This is a genomic window from Pseudomonas sp. VD-NE ins, assembly GCF_031882575.1.
Classification (GTDB): domain Bacteria; phylum Pseudomonadota; class Gammaproteobacteria; order Pseudomonadales; family Pseudomonadaceae; genus Aquipseudomonas; species Aquipseudomonas fluorescens_BZ.
The window spans coordinates 3,420,320-3,438,062 of the sequence record NZ_CP134772.1 but is presented as its reverse complement, the minus strand read 5'-3'; the positions used below and the strand labels follow the sequence as shown (position 1 = coordinate 3,438,062).

Below are 17,743 nucleotides of genomic sequence, written 5' to 3'. Positions count from 1 at the left end.
CTGGCTTGCCAGCGATGGCGGCTTATCAGTCACCCATGATGTTGGATCTGCCGGCCTCATCGCTGGCAAGCCAGCTCCCACAGGATCTCCAATGGGTTCAGAAATAGTTAAAAAGTGCTGGAAGCAACCAAAATACAAAGATCGACAGGGAGTCATCGATGTCATTCACCGAACCCGCAGGACGCCAGGGCAGCACCGATTACCACTGGCCACACGACCACAGCGAACCGTGGCTCGCACACGCCGCCACCATCGACAGCGACGTCGCCCAATACTTCCTGGTCAGCGCCCGCTGCGGCTGCTTCATGCAAGCCGCACGCAGCCTCAACGTGCGCTCGACCTTGCTGCGCAAACAACTGGCGCAGCTCGAACAAGAACTGCAACACACCCTGTTCAGCTTTCAGGGCAGCGCCCTAAGCCTCACCCGCGAAGGCCAACAGCTACAGGCCAAACTGGTGGCGCTGGCCAACGAACGCAAACTGCCGGTGATCGAACAACCATTGATTCGCCTCGCCGTCGCCGAATCGATCCTCCACGACATCCTCGGCCGCGACCTCATCGCATTGCTGCGCCGTAACGCCAGCGTGCGTCTGGAAATCATCGCGCTGGACAGCGAACTGTCCCTGCGCGCCGTCAGCGCCGACATCGTCCTCTGGCTCGCCCACGGCGAAACCCCACACCCCGGCCCGACTTTCGCCACCAGCGAACCGCAACCACTGGCGCGCCTCGACTACCTGCCGCACATCGCCAAACGCTACTCCCGCGTCACCGCCCGCCCGGACACGCCTGATGACCTCGCCGACTTCATGCTCGTGCAGTGGCAGCATGACCGGCAGATCGACAGCTTCCGGCCGTGGAATGAGTTGGTTGAACAGCGGTTGGCCGGGGTGGTGCAGATGCAGTCTTATGAATTGATGCTGGAGATGATTCGCTGCAGCGCGTGCATCGGGTTGTTGCCGGCGTACATGAGCCGCTTCGATAGGGGGCTGATTGCGTTACCCGGATTATTCGCCGAGCCCATGCAATTGCAGGCATGGCTGGCGGTCAATGCTGACTCACAGAATGTGGCCGAAGTGCAGACTCTGACTGACCTGATCCACCACACCTTTAACGAGCGCCAGGAGTGGTTCCAGCCCTGATGCTAATCCCCTGTGGGAGCGAGCAGGCTCGCTCCCACATTTTGATATTCGCCAGACAGAGGTTCACCGGTTTAGAGTGGTCGGCCACTCATCGATCCAGGAAGGATCCTCCATGCCAGACCACAACGCCGCCATTCACATCGAACGCTTCAGCGAGTCGCACCTCGAGGCTGTCACTGCGCTTTACAACGAGCGGGCTGTCACCCGGCAGGTGTTGCAGATGCCGTTCCAGTCCGTCGACGTCTGGCGCCAAAGGCTGCTGGGGGAGAATGAACGGGTGTTGAAGCTGGTCGCGCTGCATCAGGGTCAGGTCATCGGCCATTTGGGGCTGGAAAACTATTCGCGGATTCGTCGCAGCCACGCCGGCAGCGTCGGTATGGCAGTCGCCGTGGAGTGGCAGGGCAAAGGCGTGGGGTCGAAGCTGTTGGCGGCGGCGCTGGACGTCGCCGACAACTGGATGAATCTGCACCGCGTCGAACTCTCGGTTTACGCCGACAACGAGGCCGCCATCGCGCTTTACCGCAAATTCGGTTTCGAAACCGAAGGCCTGTTTCGCGATTACGCCGTGCGCGACGGGCAATGGGTCGACACCCTGAGCATGGCCCGCCTGCGCAATCGTCCGAAAGCCTGACTCATTCGCTCAGCGCGAACGCCACCGCCGACTGCGCATGCAGTTCGGTGGTGTCGAGCAGGGGCAGGGCGCTGTGTTCGGGTTTGACCAACATACCGATTTCGGTGCAGCCGAGGATAATTGCCTGAGCGCCGCGCGCGGTGAGGGATTCGATCACCCGCTGATAGATTTGTCGCGACTGATCGCTGATCACGCCGACGCAGAGTTCGTCGTAGATGATCCGGTGCACGTCCTTGCGCTCGGCTTCGTCCGGCACCAGTACCGTCAAACCCTGAGCAATCAAACGTTGCTTGAGAAAGTCCTGCTCCATCGTGAATGCGGTGCCGAGCAACCCGACCGTGCGCGCATCAATCTCCAGAGCCGCCTGTGCGGCCGGTTCGGCAATGTGCAAAAAGGGAATGCTGATCGCCGCCTGAATCTGCTCGGCGACTTTGTGCATGGTGTTGGTACACAGCACCACGCATTCGGCGCCGCCGGCTTCGAGCCTGCGCGCGGCATCCACCAGAATTGCCGCCGCATCGTCCCAGCGCCCGGCGTGCTGGGCCTGTTCGACAGGGCCGAAATCTACGCTGTACATCAGCAATTGCGCCGAGCGGAGCGGGCCGAGACGATCACGGACTTGCTGATTGATGAGTCGATAGTATTCGGCGCTGGATTCCCAGCTCATGCCGCCGATCAGGCCGATGGTGCGCATTGGAACTCCTCAGGCAAATGACAGTGTCGAGCGTTCAGGTCTGCCCGGAGTTTCCTTCTGTTCACGGTCCGATGCCAGCAAACAAATGACTGTACCGCTGATGTTTCACCCAAGTGTCATGGTGCTTCGTCGGCCTTGCAGCAGCTTAATCGTACGCAGCGGCTGGTATCTGCCACTATCGACCTTTGCAGGTCCTTTTCCGAGGAACACCGCTATGGACGACGTACAACAACTGGGCGAGATGCTTCGTCACTACGCCGAGAGCGAAGCGCACAAGAAGCAACTGTTCGAGACGCAATCGGCCGCGTGGGCCACACGGATTACCGGGCTGTTCGGGGAGATTCAGCAATGGCTGGAACCGGTGCAGGCGCCGAATCTGCTGGAGGTGAGTCGTGAGGCTTATGTTGCGTTCGGGCCGAGTACACCGGTGGAAACCTCGACCTTCAAGACTGAGAAACTGAGCATTGTGATTGCTGGCAAACCGGTGGAGTTCGTGCCGGATGTGATGGGCAGCGCGGGGCAGATCTCGCTTGCGGTGATGGGGCTGACGGCGGCGCGTTATGGCAGCATTTCGCTGGTGGGCTTGCCGGACGGCACGTGGCAGTGGCGCAAGACCAATGGTTTGAAGGATCCGGATACGTTTGCCTTTGACGCAAACTTCCTTGCCCAGCAGTTGCAGAGCCTGATTCCGCGCGAGCGTAGTTAAGATCAAGAGCTTACCCCCTCACCCCAACCCTCTCCCCCAGGGGGGCGAGGGGGAAAGGGAGCCGACCTTCGTTGTGTTTGAGATTGCATTCACCCGAGATATTTCAGGTCGGCGTAACCCGAACAAACAACTCGGTCAGTCCCCTCTCCCCCAGGGGGGCGAGGGGGAAAGGGAGCCGACCTTCGTTGTGTTTGAGATTGCATTCACCCGAGATATTTCAGGTCGGCGTAACCCGAACAAACAACTCGGTCAGTCCCCTCTCCCTCCGGGAGAGGGCTAGGGTGAGGGCAGCCCACCTGACACCCTCACATATCGAGATTCACCCACCCCGGCTTCGCCACTTCAGGCGCCACCGCTTTCACGGTTTTACCGGTAGCCAGCTCCACCCGTCGCGCCACCTCCGGGTCATCGGCAAACGGCACCATGCTCGCTTCATCCAGACTGTCCGCCGTCTCCCGCCGCAAGCAGTACTCCACCGCCAGCCACAGAAACACCACGCCCAACACATCAAAGAAAATCTCCATCACGAGCGGCTCCCTGCCTCAGGCGATCTGCGCTTCGCGGTGCGCCAGCGCGACGTCCGCCACCCGCACCGTGCGCCACACGTTGTAGGCCATCAGCAACATCCCGGTGAGGAAAAACACCCCGCCGGCAAAGCGCACGATGAAGCCCGGATGACTGGCTTGCAGCGCCTCGACAAACGAGTAAGTCAGCGTGCCGTCCTCGTTAATCGCCCGCCACATCAGGCCCTGAGTGATGCCGTTGACCCACATCGAGGCGATGTACAACACCGTGCCGATGGTCGCCAGCCAGAAGTGCAGGTTGATCAGCGGCGTGCTGTACATCTGCTCGCGGCCAAAGACTTTCGGCACCATGTGATAGGTCGCGCCGAAGGTGATCATCGCCACCCAGCCCAAAGCGCCAGCGTGGACGTGGCCGATGGTCCAGTCGGTGTAGTGGGAGAGGGCGTTGACGGTTTTGATCGCCATCATCGGTCCTTCAAACGTCGACATGCCGTAGAACGCCAGCGACAGCACGAGGAAGCGCAGGATCGGGTCGGTGCGCAACTTATGCCAGGCACCGGACAAGGTCATCATGCCGTTGATCATCCCGCCCCAGCTAGGCGCCAGCAGGATCAGTGACATGGCCATGCCCAGCGACTGCGCCCAGTCCGGCAGTGCGGTGTAATGCAAATGGTGCGGGCCGGCCCAGATGTACAGGGTGATCAGCGCCCAGAAATGCACGATCGACAAGCGATACGAATACACCGGCCGATTGACCTGTTTCGGCACGAAGTAATACATCATCCCGAGGAAGCCGGTGGTCAGGAAGAAACCCACGGCGTTGTGCCCGTACCACCACTGCACCATCGCATCGGTAGCCCCGGAATACACCGGATAGGACTTGAACCAGTCCACCGGAATCGACAGGTGATTGACCACATGGAGCATGGCGATCACCAGAATGAACGCGCCGAAAAACCAGTTGCCGACGTAGATGTGCTTGGTCTTGCGCTGCACCACGGTAGTGAAAAACACCACGGCGTAGGCGACCCAGACCACGGCCATCCACACCGCGCCGGAGAATTCGATCTCGGCGTATTCTTTGGTGGTGGTGTAGCCCAGCGGCAGGGTGATCAACATGATCACGATCACCGATTGCCAGCCCCAGAAGGTGAACGCGGCGAGGGTGTCCGAGTACAGCCGCACCTGGCAGGTACGCTGCACCGCGTAATAACTGGCGGCGAATTGTGCGCTGCCGGCGAAACCGAAAATCACCAGGCTGGTGTGCAGCGGGCGCAAGCGGCCGAAGGTGGTCCATGGCAGGTCCAGGTTCATCTCTGGCCAGACCAGTTGCGAGGCGATCAACACGCCCATCGCCATGCCCACCACACCCCAGAAAATTGTCGCAATGACGAATTGGCGGACGACCTTGTAGTTATAAGCCTGTCCGATTGTTGCTGTGCTCATGGTCAGTTCATCCACGGTTGCAAAGTCTTGCCAGGCCACCCGGTCTGGCATGAGCTGCACTGTAGAAACCCCGCCAGAAACAAAACAGGCTCAGGAATCTTTGATTTGTGCGGATCAGATTGAAGGGCTGACTGCGGCGTTCTGCCGCGCCCTGATATGGTTTTTATCGCTTCAGGTGAATCTGTAACGTGCTGCGCTGCTTCGTCATAGTGCTCTGAAGAAAACTGTGGGAGCGAGCCTGCTCGCGAATGCGGTGTGTCAGCCAACAATGCAGTTGCCTGACACACCGCATTCGCGAGCAGGCTCGCTCCCACAGGAATAACTGATGAGGTGGCAGGCATGTATCAATACGATGATTACGACCGGGCGCTGGTATTCGAGCGCGTCGCGCAATTTCGCGATCAGGTCGAGCGCTTCATGGCCGGGGAATTGAGCGAAGAGGAGTTTCTGCCGCTGCGCCTGCAAAACGGTCTGTACCTGCAAAAGCACGCCTACATGCTGCGGGTGGCCATTCCCTACGGCACCTTGAGCGCCGAGCAGATGCGCACGTTGGCCAGCATCGCCAGCGACTACGATCGCGGTTACGGCCACTTCACCACGCGGCAGAACATGCAGTTCAACTGGATCGAACTGGCCGAGGTGCCGGACATCCTCGAACGCCTGGCGCAGGTCAACATGCACGCGATCCAGACCTCCGGCAACTGCGTGCGCAACATCACCACCGAGGCTTTCGCCGGGGTCGCGGCGGACGAGTTGATCGACCCGCGCCCGCTGGCCGAAATCCTGCGGCAGTGGTCGACGATCAACCCGGAATTCCTCTTTCTGCCACGCAAATTCAAGATCGCCATCTGCTCGGCAAAGCAGGATCGCGCGGCAATCATGATGCATGACATCGGCCTGTATCTTTACCCCGGTCGTGACGGGCAGATGTTGCTGCGAGTGATCGTCGGCGGTGGTTTGGGACGCACGCCGATCCTTGGTTTGCAGATCCGCGAAGGCTTGCCGTGGCAGCATTTGTTGTCCTACGTCGAAGCCGTGCTGCGCGTGTACAACCGGCACGGCCGGCGCGACAACAAGTACAAGGCGAGGATCAAGATTCTGGTCAAGGCGCTGGGCATCGAGGCGTTTGCCAAGGAAGTCGAAGCGGAATGGCAACACCTCAAGGACGGCCCGGCGCAGTTGACCGAGGCCGAGTACCAACGGGTCGCCAGTGCCTTCGTGCCGCCGGTTTATCACACCCTGGCCGACACCGATCTGGACTTCGGCACACGCCTGGCGGAAAGCCCGGCGTTTGCCCGTTGGGTCGCGCGCAACGTGCAGCCGCACAAAGTGCCGGGCTACACCAGTGTGGTGCTATCGACCAAACCGGGCATGGCGTCGCCGCCGGGAGATGTCACCGCTGTGCAGATGCTGGCGGTGGCCGACTGGTCGCAGCGTTTCGGTTTCGGCGAGATTCGTATTGCCCACGAGCAGAACATCGTCCTGCCCGATGTGCCGAAAACCGACCTCTACGCGCTGTGGCAACTGGCGTGCAAACATGATCTGGGCAGCGCCAACGTCGGCCTGCTGACCGACATCATTGCCTGCCCCGGTGGCGATTTCTGTGCGTTGGCCAACGCCAAGTCGATCCCGATCGCCCAGGCGATTCAGGCGCGTTTCGATAATCTCGATTACCTGCACGATCTGGGTGATATCAGCCTGAATATCTCCGGCTGCATGAACGCCTGCGGCCACCACCACATCGGCAATATCGGCATTCTTGGCGTCGATAAGAACGGCAGCGAGTGGTATCAGATCACCCTCGGCGGTGCGCAGGGCAAACACAGCGCGCTGGGCAAAGTCATCGGCCCGTCGTTCAGCGCCGCCGAGGTCCCGCAGGTGATCGAGCGCATCATCGGCACCTTTGTGCGCTATCGCGAGCACGAGGAACTGTTTGTCGACACCGTCACGCGGATCGGACTGGAGCCGTTCAAGGAGCGGGTTTATCCGAAGACGCTGGAGACCACGGCATGAATAATCTGCTGCGACTGGAGCAGGGTGTGGCGCGGATTGTGACGGACGATCCATGGACGCTGGTGCGCGAGCCATCGATGCCAAGGCCTGCCGGGCTGTTGATGTTGCCGTTGGCGCATTGGCTGGAGTCGCCGTCGACTCACGCGGTGTGGCTCGGCCCGGATGATGAAGTTGAAAGTCTGGTGCCGTGGCTGGGGTCGTTGCCGCTGATCGCGCTGGATTTCCCGAGCTTTCGCGACGGCCGCGCTTACAGTCAGGCGTATCTGCTGCGCAGTCGTTTCGGTTGGGCAGGGGAGTTGCGCGCGATTGGCGATGTGTTGCGCGATCAGCTCAGCCACATGCGCCAGTGCGGGTTTGACAGTTTCGCGGTGCGTGAGGACAAATCCGCCGAGGATGCGCTGAAGGGGTTGGCCGGCATGAGCGTGTTGTATGGGCGCTCAGTCATCGAACCGCGCCCGCTGTTCCGGCGGCGCTGACGCTTGAAAAGATCGCAGCCTGCGGCAGCTCCTACATGAGGTCAACTGTAGGAGCTGCCGAAGGTTCGGGCCGCGTTCGGACGATCTTTTGATCTGGCTTTTACCACCGGGGAAACCCCTAGAAACCTCCTGAGTCGGGCATTTTCCCTTGGGTCAGTGGTGGCCTTTTGGTAGAGTCGCCCTCGCCAGCGGGTTTTCGGCTGGACGATGGAACCGAAGAAGGGAGTCTGATCAGTGAGTCCGGGCAAAAAAATCCTCGGCCTCACAGCGTTGCTTTTGATGCTGACGCTGTGGGCCAGTTACTTTTACGTATTCAAGGAAAACCGCGACGGCCAGCTCGGCGGCGTCGGCGAAAGCACCGCGTGGTGCGGCACGCCTCCGTCCACTGAAGCAGCGCTGCTGGGCAAGGATCAGTTGACCTTGCGTGTCACCAACAACCTGCGCGGCGAGTTCATGCTCAGCGGTTCGCTGGTGGTTTCGGAACGGACCTTCAACCGCTACGACCTCGCTCGCAACGAACTGCGCCTGCGTCTGGAGCCGTTGCAGTGGTCCTACGGCGTCACGCCGATCTTCCTTGAACAGGTCAAGGTGCAGCCACTGAGCCGCAACCTCTCCGCGACCAACAAAAGCGCCTATGCCGAACTCGAACCGCGCCCGATCGGCGTGCAGGGCCAAGTCACCGAATTCCCGTTTGACACCTATCGCTACGGCTACAAACCGGTGCTCTATTACCTCAAGGGCAGCGAGCGCATCGACCTGCGTTTCAAGAACATCACCACGTTGATGGAGATGTCCAACACTTTCACGCCGATCCAGAAGTACAACCGCGTCGACTACATCAACGAGAAAACCTCGATGATTCGTGACGAGGATTACAAGGCTTACGGACCGCACGAATGTGCCTTCAGTGTCGAGCGCAAAGGCTCGTTCAAGGTGGTGGTGTTGCTGCTGCTGTTGGTGCTGTGTCTGCCGTTGCTGTTGGTGTTTTACCGTAATGAACCGGGGATCGACTTCCTCGCCACGCTGCTGGGCGCCGCGATCGTGCGGGTTCTGCTGATCGGGCCGGTGCAGGACTTCCAGCTGTACAACATCGACTTCCTGTTGGGCGCGGCGATTTTGTTGGTGGGTACGGTGTCGTTGATCAAGGCGATGCACATCAACAGTCGGCGGGAGATGGCGTTGCGTAGTGGTGAGACTTCTTCCTGGTAATCGGTTGAATCTTCAAAAGCCCCTCACCCTAACCCTCTCCCGGAGGGAGAGGGGACTGACCGAGGTGTCTGGCGAGTTGCACCGACGTGAATGACCGAGTCGATTATGGATTCAAAGCCAATCGCTCAAGTCGGTGTATCTCTTGAATATCCCCATTCGGTCCCCTTTCCCAGAGGGAGGGGGACTGACCGAGTTGTCTGGCGAGTGACACCGACGTGAAAAACCGAGTCGATTATGGATTCAAAGCCAATCGCTCAAGTCGGTGTATCTCTTGAATATCCCCATTCGGTCCCCATTCCCAGAGGGAGGGGGACTGACCGAGTTGTCTGGCAAGCGACACCGACGTGACAGACCGAGTCGATTATGGATTCAAAGCCAATCGCTCACGTCGGTGCATCTCTCGAATATCCCCCATTCGGTCCCCTCTACCTTTGGGAGAGGGCTAGGGTGAGGGCAAGACAATCTCCAGCCCGTCACTTAAGCGCCGGATCCCCCATATTCATCTTCCTCCAGCCCTGCAAAAGCACCTGCAGGCGTTCTGGCTCAACTTGCTCCAGTGCAGCCGACTCTTGAAGTTCACGCATTGCCAAGTGCTCAATGCAGCGTTGCCGGATGCTCGACGTCTTTCAAATCACGCTTGTGATCCACCGCGCAGCCTTGCGTGAATATTGTGCTGTGCAATCGCAATTACTGAAGTTTTAGCTATACCTGTAACTCCCCCAGGCAGAGTTTTCGGCCTTCTGACAGGAGTTACAGCATGAAGCTAGCAGTGATGATGGGCACACTGTGTTTTGCCACCCTCGCAGTGGTAGGTTGTTCCAGCAAAACCGTCGACCCGAAAGAGTACTCAGGCTTCCTCAAGGACTACAGCCAGCTCAAGGAGGCCAAATCCCCGTCCGGTGCCGAGGTGATGCGCTGGATCGATCCGAAGGTCGACATCAAGAAATTCACCAGCGTTTATATCGAACCAACCCAGCTCTACCCGAAACCGCAACCGACTGCGAAGATCTCCCAGCAGACCCTCAATGGCATCACCTCCTACTACGATCAGGCGCTCAAACGTGAGATTGGCAAAGACTTGCCGCTGGCCACCGGCCCGGGCCCAGGCGTGATTGTGGTGCGTGCGGCGATCACCGCCGTGAGCAGCTCGACCGAAGGCCTGCACGCGTATGAAGTGATTCCGATCGCCCTGGTCGCCGCCGCGGTCAGCACCGCCAGCGGTATCCGCGATCAGGAAACCACTCTGGCCACCGAAGCGGTGTTTCTCGATGGCGCGAATAACAAGGTCGTCGCGCAAGTGGTGCGCAAAGGCACCGGCAAGCCGTTGGAAAATGACAAGCAGGCGATGACGGCGAATGACGTCAAACCTGTGATCGATGGCTGGGCCTCGGACTTGCGTCAGTCGTATCTCAAGTTGAAGTCCGGGTCCAAATAATTCAGCGCAGTTGATGGCCCCATCGCGGGCAAGCCCGCTCCCACAGGGTTCGGCGTTGTGAATGCGATTTTTGATTCACATCGTTCCCTGTGGGAGCGGGCTTGCCCGCGATGGCATTTGCTCAGGCGCTACATCATTGCCCGGTAAACCAGCGAAAGTACGGATTCCCGCCATCCCAGCGCATCACCTCGCGCATATCCTGCCCCCACGCATCCCGATCGCCGTCATAGGCATGCAGGCTCGCCCGATAAAACTGCATCAGGCGCTGACGGTGCGTCTCCACCCGTTCAATCAGCCCAGCATCGGAAATTGGATTAATTCTTTGGTTTTGTGAGCAGGAAGACGGTGATTTTGTGTACTAAACGGCTGGTACCCGAGCCTTCGGCAGCTCCTACCTGTGCGTATTTCAATTCGGGATGTTTAAGCGTTGTTTGGAATTTGCGGAACGTTCCCACAAGGTTTTCAGGTTGTCCGTCGGACGTCGGGTCTCTAGCCTGTGTTCGTCGCTGCCAAATCAGCGACCGGGACTGGAAACCCCGACGGGTATTAGTGGCGCGTACACGCCTTTCATAACGTATCCTTGCGCACTTCGAATGTGTGCACTCCGTTATGGCGGCTGTGCGCGGGGGACCTTCGGGTCGTCCGGGTCGCCGCTGCCCGGGTTTCCAACCTGCGTACAGCTGCCACCTCTTCGACCGGAAACCGAATGGGGCAGCTCCAACTTTCCAGTGGAGTTACACCATGAAAAAGCCAACACCCAACCCCCCAGAATCAGACGCCGACACCACATCCCCCTACGCCTCAGTCGACAGTAAAAAACTTCACGAAGCCGCCGACCGCGCCCTCGACTACTACCTCAATCCCGCCGCCAGCATCATGTCCAGCGCCAACGAGCCGGAACCCATGTACCTCGCCAATCCCAGGTACAACACCGAATCTCTTCTAGCCAACGCCAGCGAAACCCTCGGCTCGGCCAGCGAAATGCTGATGAACTTCGCCGCCTCGCTGGAAACCTCCCAGCGCAAGACCGCACTGGGGATCGCACAGGTCGTCATGCTGGGTGAACTCGCGGTGAATCAAGCCTTGGATCACGTCGAACTCAAGAACTGATCTCTCTTGAATGATCGTTCCCGCGCAGAGCGTGGGAATGATCAAGATACCCCAGCCTTCGGCAGTTGCAGGGGTACTGGGAATATTTACACCCTGTCAGGTTTGACAGTTGTGGGAGGGCTGAACCGGGTGTCTGATGAGAGTGGAATGTCTCGTCAAACGGCAAGACGCTTTAAAAATGAGGGCGATAGAAATGGCGATAACAAAAGGAACAGTAAAGTTCTTCAACGAATCTAAGGGGTATGGGTTCATTACGCCGGAGGACGGCAACAAAGATGTATTTGCTCATTTCTCGGAAATCAAGGTTGACGGATTCAAGACGCTCGCGGAGGGTCAGAGGGTTGAATTTGAAGTTAAGGACGTTCTCGGGAAAGGCCTAAGCGCGGTAAACATTCACCCTATTTAGTAGTCTGTCCGGGCAGGGATATGTTCCCCTGCCCGGATGTCAACTCCTTAAGACTTCTTCACCATCTCTCGGATGCGCTCTTCCTGTTCTCGTGCTTCGGGGGTGAACTCGGCGCCGAAGTCTTCGGCAGAGAATATCTGGCGGATTTCAATATCAGAATCGCCTGACATTGGGTTAGGGCAGCGCTTGACCCATTCGATGGCTTCTTCTCTGGATTTCACTTCCCAGATCCAGTAGCCCGCCACCAGCTCTTTGGTCTCGATGAACGGCCCGTCGATGACCGTGCGTTTGTCACCGGAGAAATGCACGCGCGCACCTTTGCTGCTCGGGTGCAGGCCATCGCAATCGATCAGGATGCCGGCCTTGACCAGTTCTTCATTGAAGTTGCCCATCGCGGTGATCAGCTCTTCGCTGGGCATGATGCCGGCTTCCGAGTCGGCGCTGGCTTTTACAAGGATCATGAATCGCATGGCGGGTACTCCGTGAGTTTGGTGGGATTCACTGCTTAGTCGAACGGGCCAGCGGTGAATCGACAAGGTCTCTAAATAAATGACCAGTAACACCGCAAAATCCAATGTGGGAGCGAGCCTGCTCGCGAAAGCGCTGGGTCAGTCAGTATAAATGTTGGATGTGGCGGCCTCTTCGCGAGCAGGCTCGCTCCCACAGTGGGAATGGTGGTGGTTTTGTATACAATTTTTCGCGCAGGCACCCAACAATTTCCAAACAGGGCATAGGTCGTCGGACCATTTCGTGGTTAACTTCGGCCTCTTGCATGCTTTCCAATCAAAACATCAGAAGGACTCAAGTCATGGCTCAAGTCACCCTTAAAGGCAATCCGGTTCAAGTCAACGGCCAGTTGCCACAAGCCGGTTCCAAGGCGCCAGCCTTTTCTCTGGTTGCCGGCAATCTGTCCGACGTCACCCTCAAAGACTTCGCCGGCAAGCGCAAAGTGCTGAACATCTTCCCAAGCGTCGACACCCCGACCTGCGCCACTTCGGTACGCAAGTTCAACGCTCAGGCCAACGAAGTGGCAAACACCGTGGTGCTGTGCATCTCGGCTGACCTGCCGTTCGCCCAAGCGCGTTTCTGCGGCGCCGAAGGCCTGGAAAACGTACAGAACCTGTCGACCCTGCGCGGTGCCGAGTTCATCGAGAACTACGGCGTGGCCATCGCTGACGGCCCACTGAAAGGCCTGACCGCTCGCGCCGTTGTAGTTCTGGACGAAAACGACAACGTCCTGCACAGCGAACTGGTCAAGGAAATCGCTGAAGAGCCTAACTACGAAGCGGCACTGTCCGTTCTCAAGTAAGCGCTTTTACAATTGTTAACGGCCTGGCCCTGTCCAGGCCGTTTTCATTTGTGTATCAGTGTTTTGCCTCACACCTTGAAACGTAAGGTGTAAGTAAATTGCCGGTAAAGCTGCTTTGCTAATTCCCCATCAGTGCTTATCGTTCAGCCTCCCGTAAAAGAAGCCCACGCGCCCAATGGTTAATCACTCCATGCAATCGTCTCCCCGTAACTCCCGTCGCTGGCTGATCAGCCTGCTTGTCCTGTTGGTGATCGCTGTCCTGTGCTGGAAATTCTGGCCTGCCGGCTCGAGCCCCAAGGAGGGCGCAGACAAGGCTGCGGCCGGGCACACCGGGCGTTCGGGAATGATGCGGCCGGGCTTCGGTGGCGGCGCCGGGCCAATTCCGGTGCGCGTGGCGCCGGCGGTTACCGGTGATTTCCCGCTGTATTACAAGGCGCTGGGTACGGTGACCGCGCTCAACACCATCAATGTGCGCAGCCGGGTGGGCGGCGAGCTGGTCAAGATCAATTTTGAAGAAGGGCAGATGGTCAAGGCCGGCGACCTGTTGGCCGAGATCGACCCGCGCCCTTACCAGAACGCCTTGCTGCAGGCCGAAGGCACTCTGCTGCAGAATCAGGCACAACTGAAGAACGCTCAGGTTGACGTCGAGCGTTATCGCGGTCTGTACAAAGAGGACAGCATCGCCAAACAGACGCTGGACACCGCCGAAGCACTGGTCGGTCAGTATCTGGGCACGGTCAAGACCAATCAGGCGGCGGTCAACGACGCCAAGCTCAATCTCGAATTCACCAAGATCCGCGCGCCGATTGCCGGCCGCGTCGGTCTGCGTCAGGTTGACGTCGGCAACCTCGTCACCGCCAACGACACCACGTTCCTCGCGGTGATCACCCAGACACAACCGATCAGCGTCGCTTTCACCTTGCCGGAAAACAGCCTGGAAACCGTTCTCGCGCGTTATCGCAGCGGCGCCAAGCTTCCGGCCGAGGCGTGGGACCGCGGCGACAGCAAACTGCAAGCCACCGGCGTTCTGCAAAGCCTCGACAACCAGATTGACGTTGCTACCGGCACCCTGAAGTTCAAGGCCCGCTACGAAAACCGCGATCAGGCGCTGTTCCCCAACCAGTTCGTCAACGTTCACTTGCTGGCTGACACACTGAAAGGCGTGGTGCTGGCACCGTCGGCGGCCATCCAGTTTGGCACTAACGGTACCTTTGTCTATGCGCTGGACGGCGACAAGAAAGTCACCATTCGCCAGTTGAAGATTGGTGCCAGCGACGGCGAAAACACTGTCATCACCGAAGGTCTGACTGCCGGCGACCGCGTGGTACTGGAAGGCACCGACCGCCTCAAAGAAGGCAGTGAAGTGGAAGTGGTCAACGACAGCAATCAAGTACCGACCACCCCGACCGAACACCTGCAAGGCAAGTCCGCCGCCCAGACACCAGACGCCGCGGTCACTGACAAGGCCAAGAAGGGCGCATGAACATTTCGCGGCTGTTCATCCTCCGACCGGTAGCCACCACCCTGAGCATGCTGGCCATTGTTCTGGCCGGTCTGATCGCTTACCGCCTGCTGCCGGTGTCGGCGCTGCCACAGGTCGACTACCCGACCATTCGCGTCATGACCCTGTATCCCGGCGCCAGCCCGGATGTGATGACCAGTGCCGTAACTGCGCCACTCGAGCGCCAGTTCGGGCAGATGCCGGGCCTCACGCAAATGGCCTCGACCAGCTCCGGCGGTGCTTCCGTGCTGACCTTGCGTTTCAGCCTCGACATCAACATGGACGTCGCCGAACAACAAGTGCAGGCCGCGATCAACGCCGCGACCAATCTGCTGCCCACGGACTTGCCGGCGCCACCGGTGTACAACAAGGTCAACCCGGCAGACACCCCGGTTTTGACTCTGGCGATCACCTCGAAAACCATGTTGCTGCCCAAACTCAATGATCTGGTCGATACGCGCATGGCGCAGAAAATTGCCCAGATCAGCGGCGTCGGCATGGTCAGCATTGCCGGTGGTCAGCGTCAGGCCGTACGCATCAAGGTCAACCCGGAAGCGTTGGCGGCCAACAGCCTGAACCTGTCCGACGTGCGCACCTTGATCGGCGCTTCCAACGTCAACCAGCCGAAAGGCAACTTCGACGGCCCGACGCGGGTGTCGATGCTTGACGCCAACGACCAGCTGACCTCGCCCGAGGATTACGCCAACCTGATCCTTGCCTACAAGAACGGCGCGCCGTTGCGGCTCAAGGATGTGGCGGAAATCGTCGATGGCGCCGAAAACGAGCGCCTCGCCGCGTGGGCCAACCAGAATCAGGCGGTATTGCTGAACATCCAGCGTCAGCCGGGTGCCAACGTCATCGAGGTGGTCGACCGCATCAAGGCGCTGCTGCCGAGCATCACCGACAACCTGCCGGCCGGCCTCGATGTCACCGTACTGACTGACCGCACGCAGACCATCCGCGCCTCGGTCACCGACGTGCAACACGAATTGCTGATCGCCATCGCCCTGGTGGTGATGGTGACGTTCCTGTTCCTGCGCCGCGCCAGCGCGACGATCATTCCCTCAGTGGCGGTGCCGCTGTCGCTGATCGGCACCTTCGGCGTGATGTACCTCGCCGGTTTCTCGGTCAACAACCTGACCCTGATGGCGCTGACCATTGCCACCGGTTTTGTGGTCGACGATGCCATCGTCATGCTCGAGAACATCGCGCGCTTCATCGAGGAGGGCGATAGCCCGATGCAGGCCGCGCTCAAGGGCGCCAAGCAGATCGGCTTCACCCTGATTTCCCTGACCCTTTCGCTGATCGCAGTATTGATTCCGCTGTTGTTCATGGCCGACGTGGTCGGGCGGTTGTTCCGCGAGTTCGCCATCACCCTGGCCGTGGCGATCCTGATTTCGCTGGTGGTCTCGCTGACCCTGACGCCGATGATGTGCGCGCGTCTGCTCAAGCGTGAACCTGAAGAACATGAGCAAGGCCGTTTCTACCGTGCCAGCGGTGCTGTCATCGACTGGATGATCGCCGAGTACGGCCGGATGCTGCGCTGGGTGCTCAAGCACCAGCCGCTCACCTTGCTGGTGGCCATCGCTACGCTGGGGTTGACCGTGTTCCTCTATATGGTCGTGCCGAAGGGCTTCTTCCCGGTGCAGGACACCGGGGTGATTCAGGGCATTTCCGAAGCGCCGCAGTCGATTTCGTTTGCGGCGATGGGTGAGCGTCAACAGGAACTGGCGAAAATCATTCTCGAAGATCCGGCGGTGCAGAGCCTGTCGTCCTACATCGGTGTCGACGGCGACAACGCCACGCTCAACAGCGGGCGCTTGCTGATCAACCTCAAGCCCCATGGCGATCGCGATCTGAGCGCCACTGAAGTGATTGCGCGCCTGCAACCGCAACTGGACAAACTGGTCGGCATTCGCTTGTTCATGCAGCCGGTGCAGGACCTGACCATCGAAGACCGTGTCAGCCGTACTCAGTATCAGTTCAGCATGTCCTCGCCGGATTCCGAACTGCTCACCCAGTGGAGCGGCCGTCTGGTCGAAGCGCTGGCCCAGCGTCCGGAACTGACTGACGTTGCCAGTGATTTGCAGGACAAGGGCTTGCAGGTCTATCTGGTGATCGACCGCGATGCCGCTTCCCGCCTCGGCGTTTCGGTGGCGAACATCACTGATGCGCTGTACGACGCTTTCGGCCAGCGGCAGATCTCGACCATTTACACCCAGGCCAGCCAGTACCGCGTGGTGCTGCAAGCCCAGGCCGGAGAGAAGATCGGCCCGCAGGCGCTGGACCAGATTCACGTCAAAACCACCGATGGCGCGCAGGTACGCCTGTCGAGTCTGGCCCACGTGGAAGAGCGGCAGGCGCAACTGGCGATCACCCACATCGGCCAGTTCCCGGCGGTAATGATGTCGTTCAACCTCGCGCCCGGTGTGGCGCTGGGGCATGCGGTCGACATTATCGAACAGGTGCAGAAAGACATCGGCATGCCGGTTGGTGTGCAAACCCAGTTCCAGGGCGCGGCCGAAGCATTCCAGGCCTCGCTGTCGAGTACCTTGCTGCTGATTCTGGCGGCGGTGGTGACCATGTACATCGTGCTCGGCGTGCTCTACGAGAGCTACATTCACCCGATTACCATTCTCTCGACCTTGCCGTCGGCCGCAGTTGGCGCCTTGCTGGCGTTGCTGCTCAGTGGCAATGACCTGGGCATGATCGCGATCATCGGCATCATTTTGCTGATCGGTATCGTGAAAAAGAACGCGATCATGATGATCGACTTCGCCCTCGATGCTGAACGCACGCAAGGCATGGCGCCGGAACAGGCGATCTATCAAGCGGCGCTGCTGCGCTTCCGGCCGATTCTGATGACCACGCTGGCGGCGCTGTTTGGTGCGGTGCCGTTGATGCTCGCCACCGGTTCCGGGGCTGAATTGCGTCAACCGCTGGGTCTGGTGATGGTCGGCGGTCTGCTGGTGAGCCAGGTGCTGACACTGTTCACCACGCCGGTAATCTACCTGTATTTCGACCGCCTCGGTCGGCGCTTTGGCAAGACCAATACCGATAGCGAAGAGGTGTCGGTATGACTTCGCAAACATCGCACATCCAAGGTGGGAGCGAGCCTGCTCGCGAAAGCGGCCTGTCAGGCAA

Annotated in this window: 17 protein-coding genes; 12 read left to right on the top strand and 5 right to left on the bottom strand. The window is 59.3% G+C overall.

The genetic code is table 11. The features are described 5' to 3' along the window. The first annotated feature begins 158 nt into the window (after positions 1-158). Positions 159-1,139, top strand: a complete 981-nt coding sequence (locus RMV17_RS15145) for a LysR family transcriptional regulator (protein ID WP_311880861.1) — start codon at positions 159-161, stop codon at positions 1,137-1,139. A gap of 112 nt (positions 1,140-1,251) precedes the next feature. Further along, on the top strand, positions 1,252-1,770 hold the full coding sequence (locus RMV17_RS15140; protein WP_311880860.1) for a GNAT family N-acetyltransferase: 519 nt from the start codon (positions 1,252-1,254) through the stop codon (positions 1,768-1,770). Position 1,771: 1 nt separating this feature from the next. Here RMV17_RS15140 and RMV17_RS15135 read toward each other — a convergent pair whose 3' ends face one another. Beyond that, positions 1,772-2,464 (bottom strand): aspartate/glutamate racemase family protein, encoded by a 693-nt coding sequence (locus RMV17_RS15135; protein WP_311880859.1) that lies wholly within the window; start codon positions 2,462-2,464, stop codon positions 1,772-1,774. A 214-nt stretch (positions 2,465-2,678) separates the two neighbouring features. Here RMV17_RS15135 and RMV17_RS15130 point away from each other — a divergent pair, with 214 nt between their 5' ends. Continuing rightward, positions 2,679-3,170, top strand: a complete 492-nt coding sequence (locus tag RMV17_RS15130) for a hypothetical protein (protein WP_311880858.1) — start codon at positions 2,679-2,681, stop codon at positions 3,168-3,170. Positions 3,171-3,475: 305 nt separating this feature from the next. Here RMV17_RS15130 and RMV17_RS15125 read toward each other — a convergent pair whose 3' ends face one another. After that, the gene (locus RMV17_RS15125; protein ID WP_016983187.1) at positions 3,476-3,694 is read right to left on the bottom strand and encodes a hypothetical protein; all 219 of its coding nucleotides are present in this window, start codon (positions 3,692-3,694) and stop codon (positions 3,476-3,478) included. Positions 3,695-3,712: 18 nt separating this feature from the next. Next, a complete protein-coding gene (gene ccoN, locus RMV17_RS15120; protein ID WP_311880857.1) occupies positions 3,713-5,140 on the bottom strand; it encodes a cytochrome-c oxidase, cbb3-type subunit I in 1,428 nt (475 codons plus the stop codon). Between the two features lie 339 nt (positions 5,141-5,479). Here ccoN and RMV17_RS15115 point away from each other — a divergent pair, with 339 nt between their 5' ends. The 4 genes from RMV17_RS15115 (at position 5,480) to RMV17_RS15100 (ending at position 10,273) form a co-directional block, all read left to right on the top strand. Further along, a complete protein-coding gene (locus RMV17_RS15115) occupies positions 5,480-7,153 on the top strand; it encodes a nitrite/sulfite reductase (protein WP_311880856.1) in 1,674 nt (557 codons plus the stop codon). Continuing rightward, positions 7,150-7,629, top strand: coding sequence for a DUF934 domain-containing protein (locus RMV17_RS15110; RefSeq protein WP_102898949.1), 480 nt, complete (start codon positions 7,150-7,152; stop codon positions 7,627-7,629). Before RMV17_RS15115 ends, RMV17_RS15110 begins: the two co-directional genes overlap by 4 nt. A 234-nt stretch (positions 7,630-7,863) precedes the next feature. Then, complete coding sequence (locus RMV17_RS15105; protein WP_108224796.1) at positions 7,864-8,838, top strand: hypothetical protein; 975 nt, start codon at positions 7,864-7,866, stop codon at positions 8,836-8,838. Between the two features lie 757 nt (positions 8,839-9,595). Continuing rightward, positions 9,596-10,273: a DUF3313 domain-containing protein gene (locus RMV17_RS15100; RefSeq protein ID WP_034156560.1), complete on the top strand. Its 678-nt coding sequence runs from the start codon at positions 9,596-9,598 to the stop codon at positions 10,271-10,273. Between the two features lie 133 nt (positions 10,274-10,406). Here the strand turns inward: RMV17_RS15100 and RMV17_RS15095 are convergent, their stop codons facing one another. Beyond that, positions 10,407-10,556, bottom strand: a complete 150-nt coding sequence (locus RMV17_RS15095) for a hypothetical protein (RefSeq protein WP_409373089.1) — start codon at positions 10,554-10,556, stop codon at positions 10,407-10,409. A gap of 458 nt (positions 10,557-11,014) precedes the next feature. Between RMV17_RS15095 and RMV17_RS15090 the strand changes: the two genes are divergently transcribed. After that, a complete protein-coding gene (locus RMV17_RS15090) occupies positions 11,015-11,383 on the top strand; it encodes a DUF6124 family protein (RefSeq protein ID WP_311880854.1) in 369 nt (122 codons plus the stop codon). A 136-nt stretch (positions 11,384-11,519) separates the two neighbouring features. Further along, complete coding sequence (locus RMV17_RS15085) at positions 11,520-11,789, top strand: cold shock domain-containing protein (protein ID WP_409373088.1); 270 nt, start codon at positions 11,520-11,522, stop codon at positions 11,787-11,789. Between the two features lie 47 nt (positions 11,790-11,836). Here RMV17_RS15085 and RMV17_RS15080 read toward each other — a convergent pair whose 3' ends face one another. Continuing rightward, entirely contained in the window at positions 11,837-12,259 is a 423-nt protein-coding gene (locus RMV17_RS15080) for a YciI family protein (RefSeq protein WP_311880853.1), read from the bottom strand. A gap of 338 nt (positions 12,260-12,597) precedes the next feature. Between RMV17_RS15080 and tpx the strand changes: the two genes are divergently transcribed. The 3 genes from tpx (at position 12,598) to RMV17_RS15065 (ending at position 17,679) form a co-directional block, all read left to right on the top strand. Continuing rightward, a complete protein-coding gene (gene tpx / locus RMV17_RS15075; RefSeq protein WP_016987527.1) occupies positions 12,598-13,098 on the top strand; it encodes a thiol peroxidase in 501 nt (166 codons plus the stop codon). A gap of 175 nt (positions 13,099-13,273) precedes the next feature. After that, positions 13,274-14,581, top strand: a complete 1,308-nt coding sequence (locus tag RMV17_RS15070) for an MdtA/MuxA family multidrug efflux RND transporter periplasmic adaptor subunit (RefSeq protein ID WP_311880849.1) — start codon at positions 13,274-13,276, stop codon at positions 14,579-14,581. Further along, positions 14,578-17,679: an MdtB/MuxB family multidrug efflux RND transporter permease subunit gene (locus RMV17_RS15065; protein ID WP_311880847.1), complete on the top strand. Its 3,102-nt coding sequence runs from the start codon at positions 14,578-14,580 to the stop codon at positions 17,677-17,679. The genes RMV17_RS15070 and RMV17_RS15065 overlap by 4 nt, the downstream gene beginning before the upstream one ends. Positions 17,680-17,743 lie beyond the last annotated feature (64 nt).

Bases quoted from the DNA above. Each gene is read 5' to 3' on its own strand.
- RMV17_RS15090 (WP_311880854.1), top strand. From the start codon at position 11,015: ATGAAAAAGCCAACACCCAACCCCCCAGAATCAGACGCCGACACCACA.
- tpx (WP_016987527.1), top strand. From the start codon at position 12,598: ATGGCTCAAGTCACCCTTAAAGGCAATCCGGTTCAAGTCAACGGCCAG.
- RMV17_RS15110 (WP_102898949.1), top strand. From the start codon at position 7,150: ATGAATAATCTGCTGCGACTGGAGCAGGGTGTGGCGCGGATTGTGACG.
- RMV17_RS15140 (WP_311880860.1), top strand. From the start codon at position 1,252: ATGCCAGACCACAACGCCGCCATTCACATCGAACGCTTCAGCGAGTCG.
- RMV17_RS15115 (WP_311880856.1), top strand. From the start codon at position 5,480: ATGTATCAATACGATGATTACGACCGGGCGCTGGTATTCGAGCGCGTC.
- RMV17_RS15125 (WP_016983187.1), bottom strand. From the start codon at position 3,694: ATGGAGATTTTCTTTGATGTGTTGGGCGTGGTGTTTCTGTGGCTGGCG.
- RMV17_RS15070 (WP_311880849.1), top strand. From the start codon at position 13,274: ATGGTTAATCACTCCATGCAATCGTCTCCCCGTAACTCCCGTCGCTGG.
- RMV17_RS15100 (WP_034156560.1), top strand. From the start codon at position 9,596: ATGAAGCTAGCAGTGATGATGGGCACACTGTGTTTTGCCACCCTCGCA.
- RMV17_RS15135 (WP_311880859.1), bottom strand. From the start codon at position 2,464: ATGCGCACCATCGGCCTGATCGGCGGCATGAGCTGGGAATCCAGCGCC.
- RMV17_RS15085 (WP_409373088.1), top strand. From the start codon at position 11,520: ATGAGAGTGGAATGTCTCGTCAAACGGCAAGACGCTTTAAAAATGAGG.
- ccoN (WP_311880857.1), bottom strand. From the start codon at position 5,140: ATGAGCACAGCAACAATCGGACAGGCTTATAACTACAAGGTCGTCCGC.
- RMV17_RS15130 (WP_311880858.1), top strand. From the start codon at position 2,679: ATGGACGACGTACAACAACTGGGCGAGATGCTTCGTCACTACGCCGAG.
- RMV17_RS15080 (WP_311880853.1), bottom strand. From the start codon at position 12,259: ATGCGATTCATGATCCTTGTAAAAGCCAGCGCCGACTCGGAAGCCGGC.
- RMV17_RS15065 (WP_311880847.1), top strand. From the start codon at position 14,578: ATGAACATTTCGCGGCTGTTCATCCTCCGACCGGTAGCCACCACCCTG.
- RMV17_RS15145 (WP_311880861.1), top strand. From the start codon at position 159: ATGTCATTCACCGAACCCGCAGGACGCCAGGGCAGCACCGATTACCAC.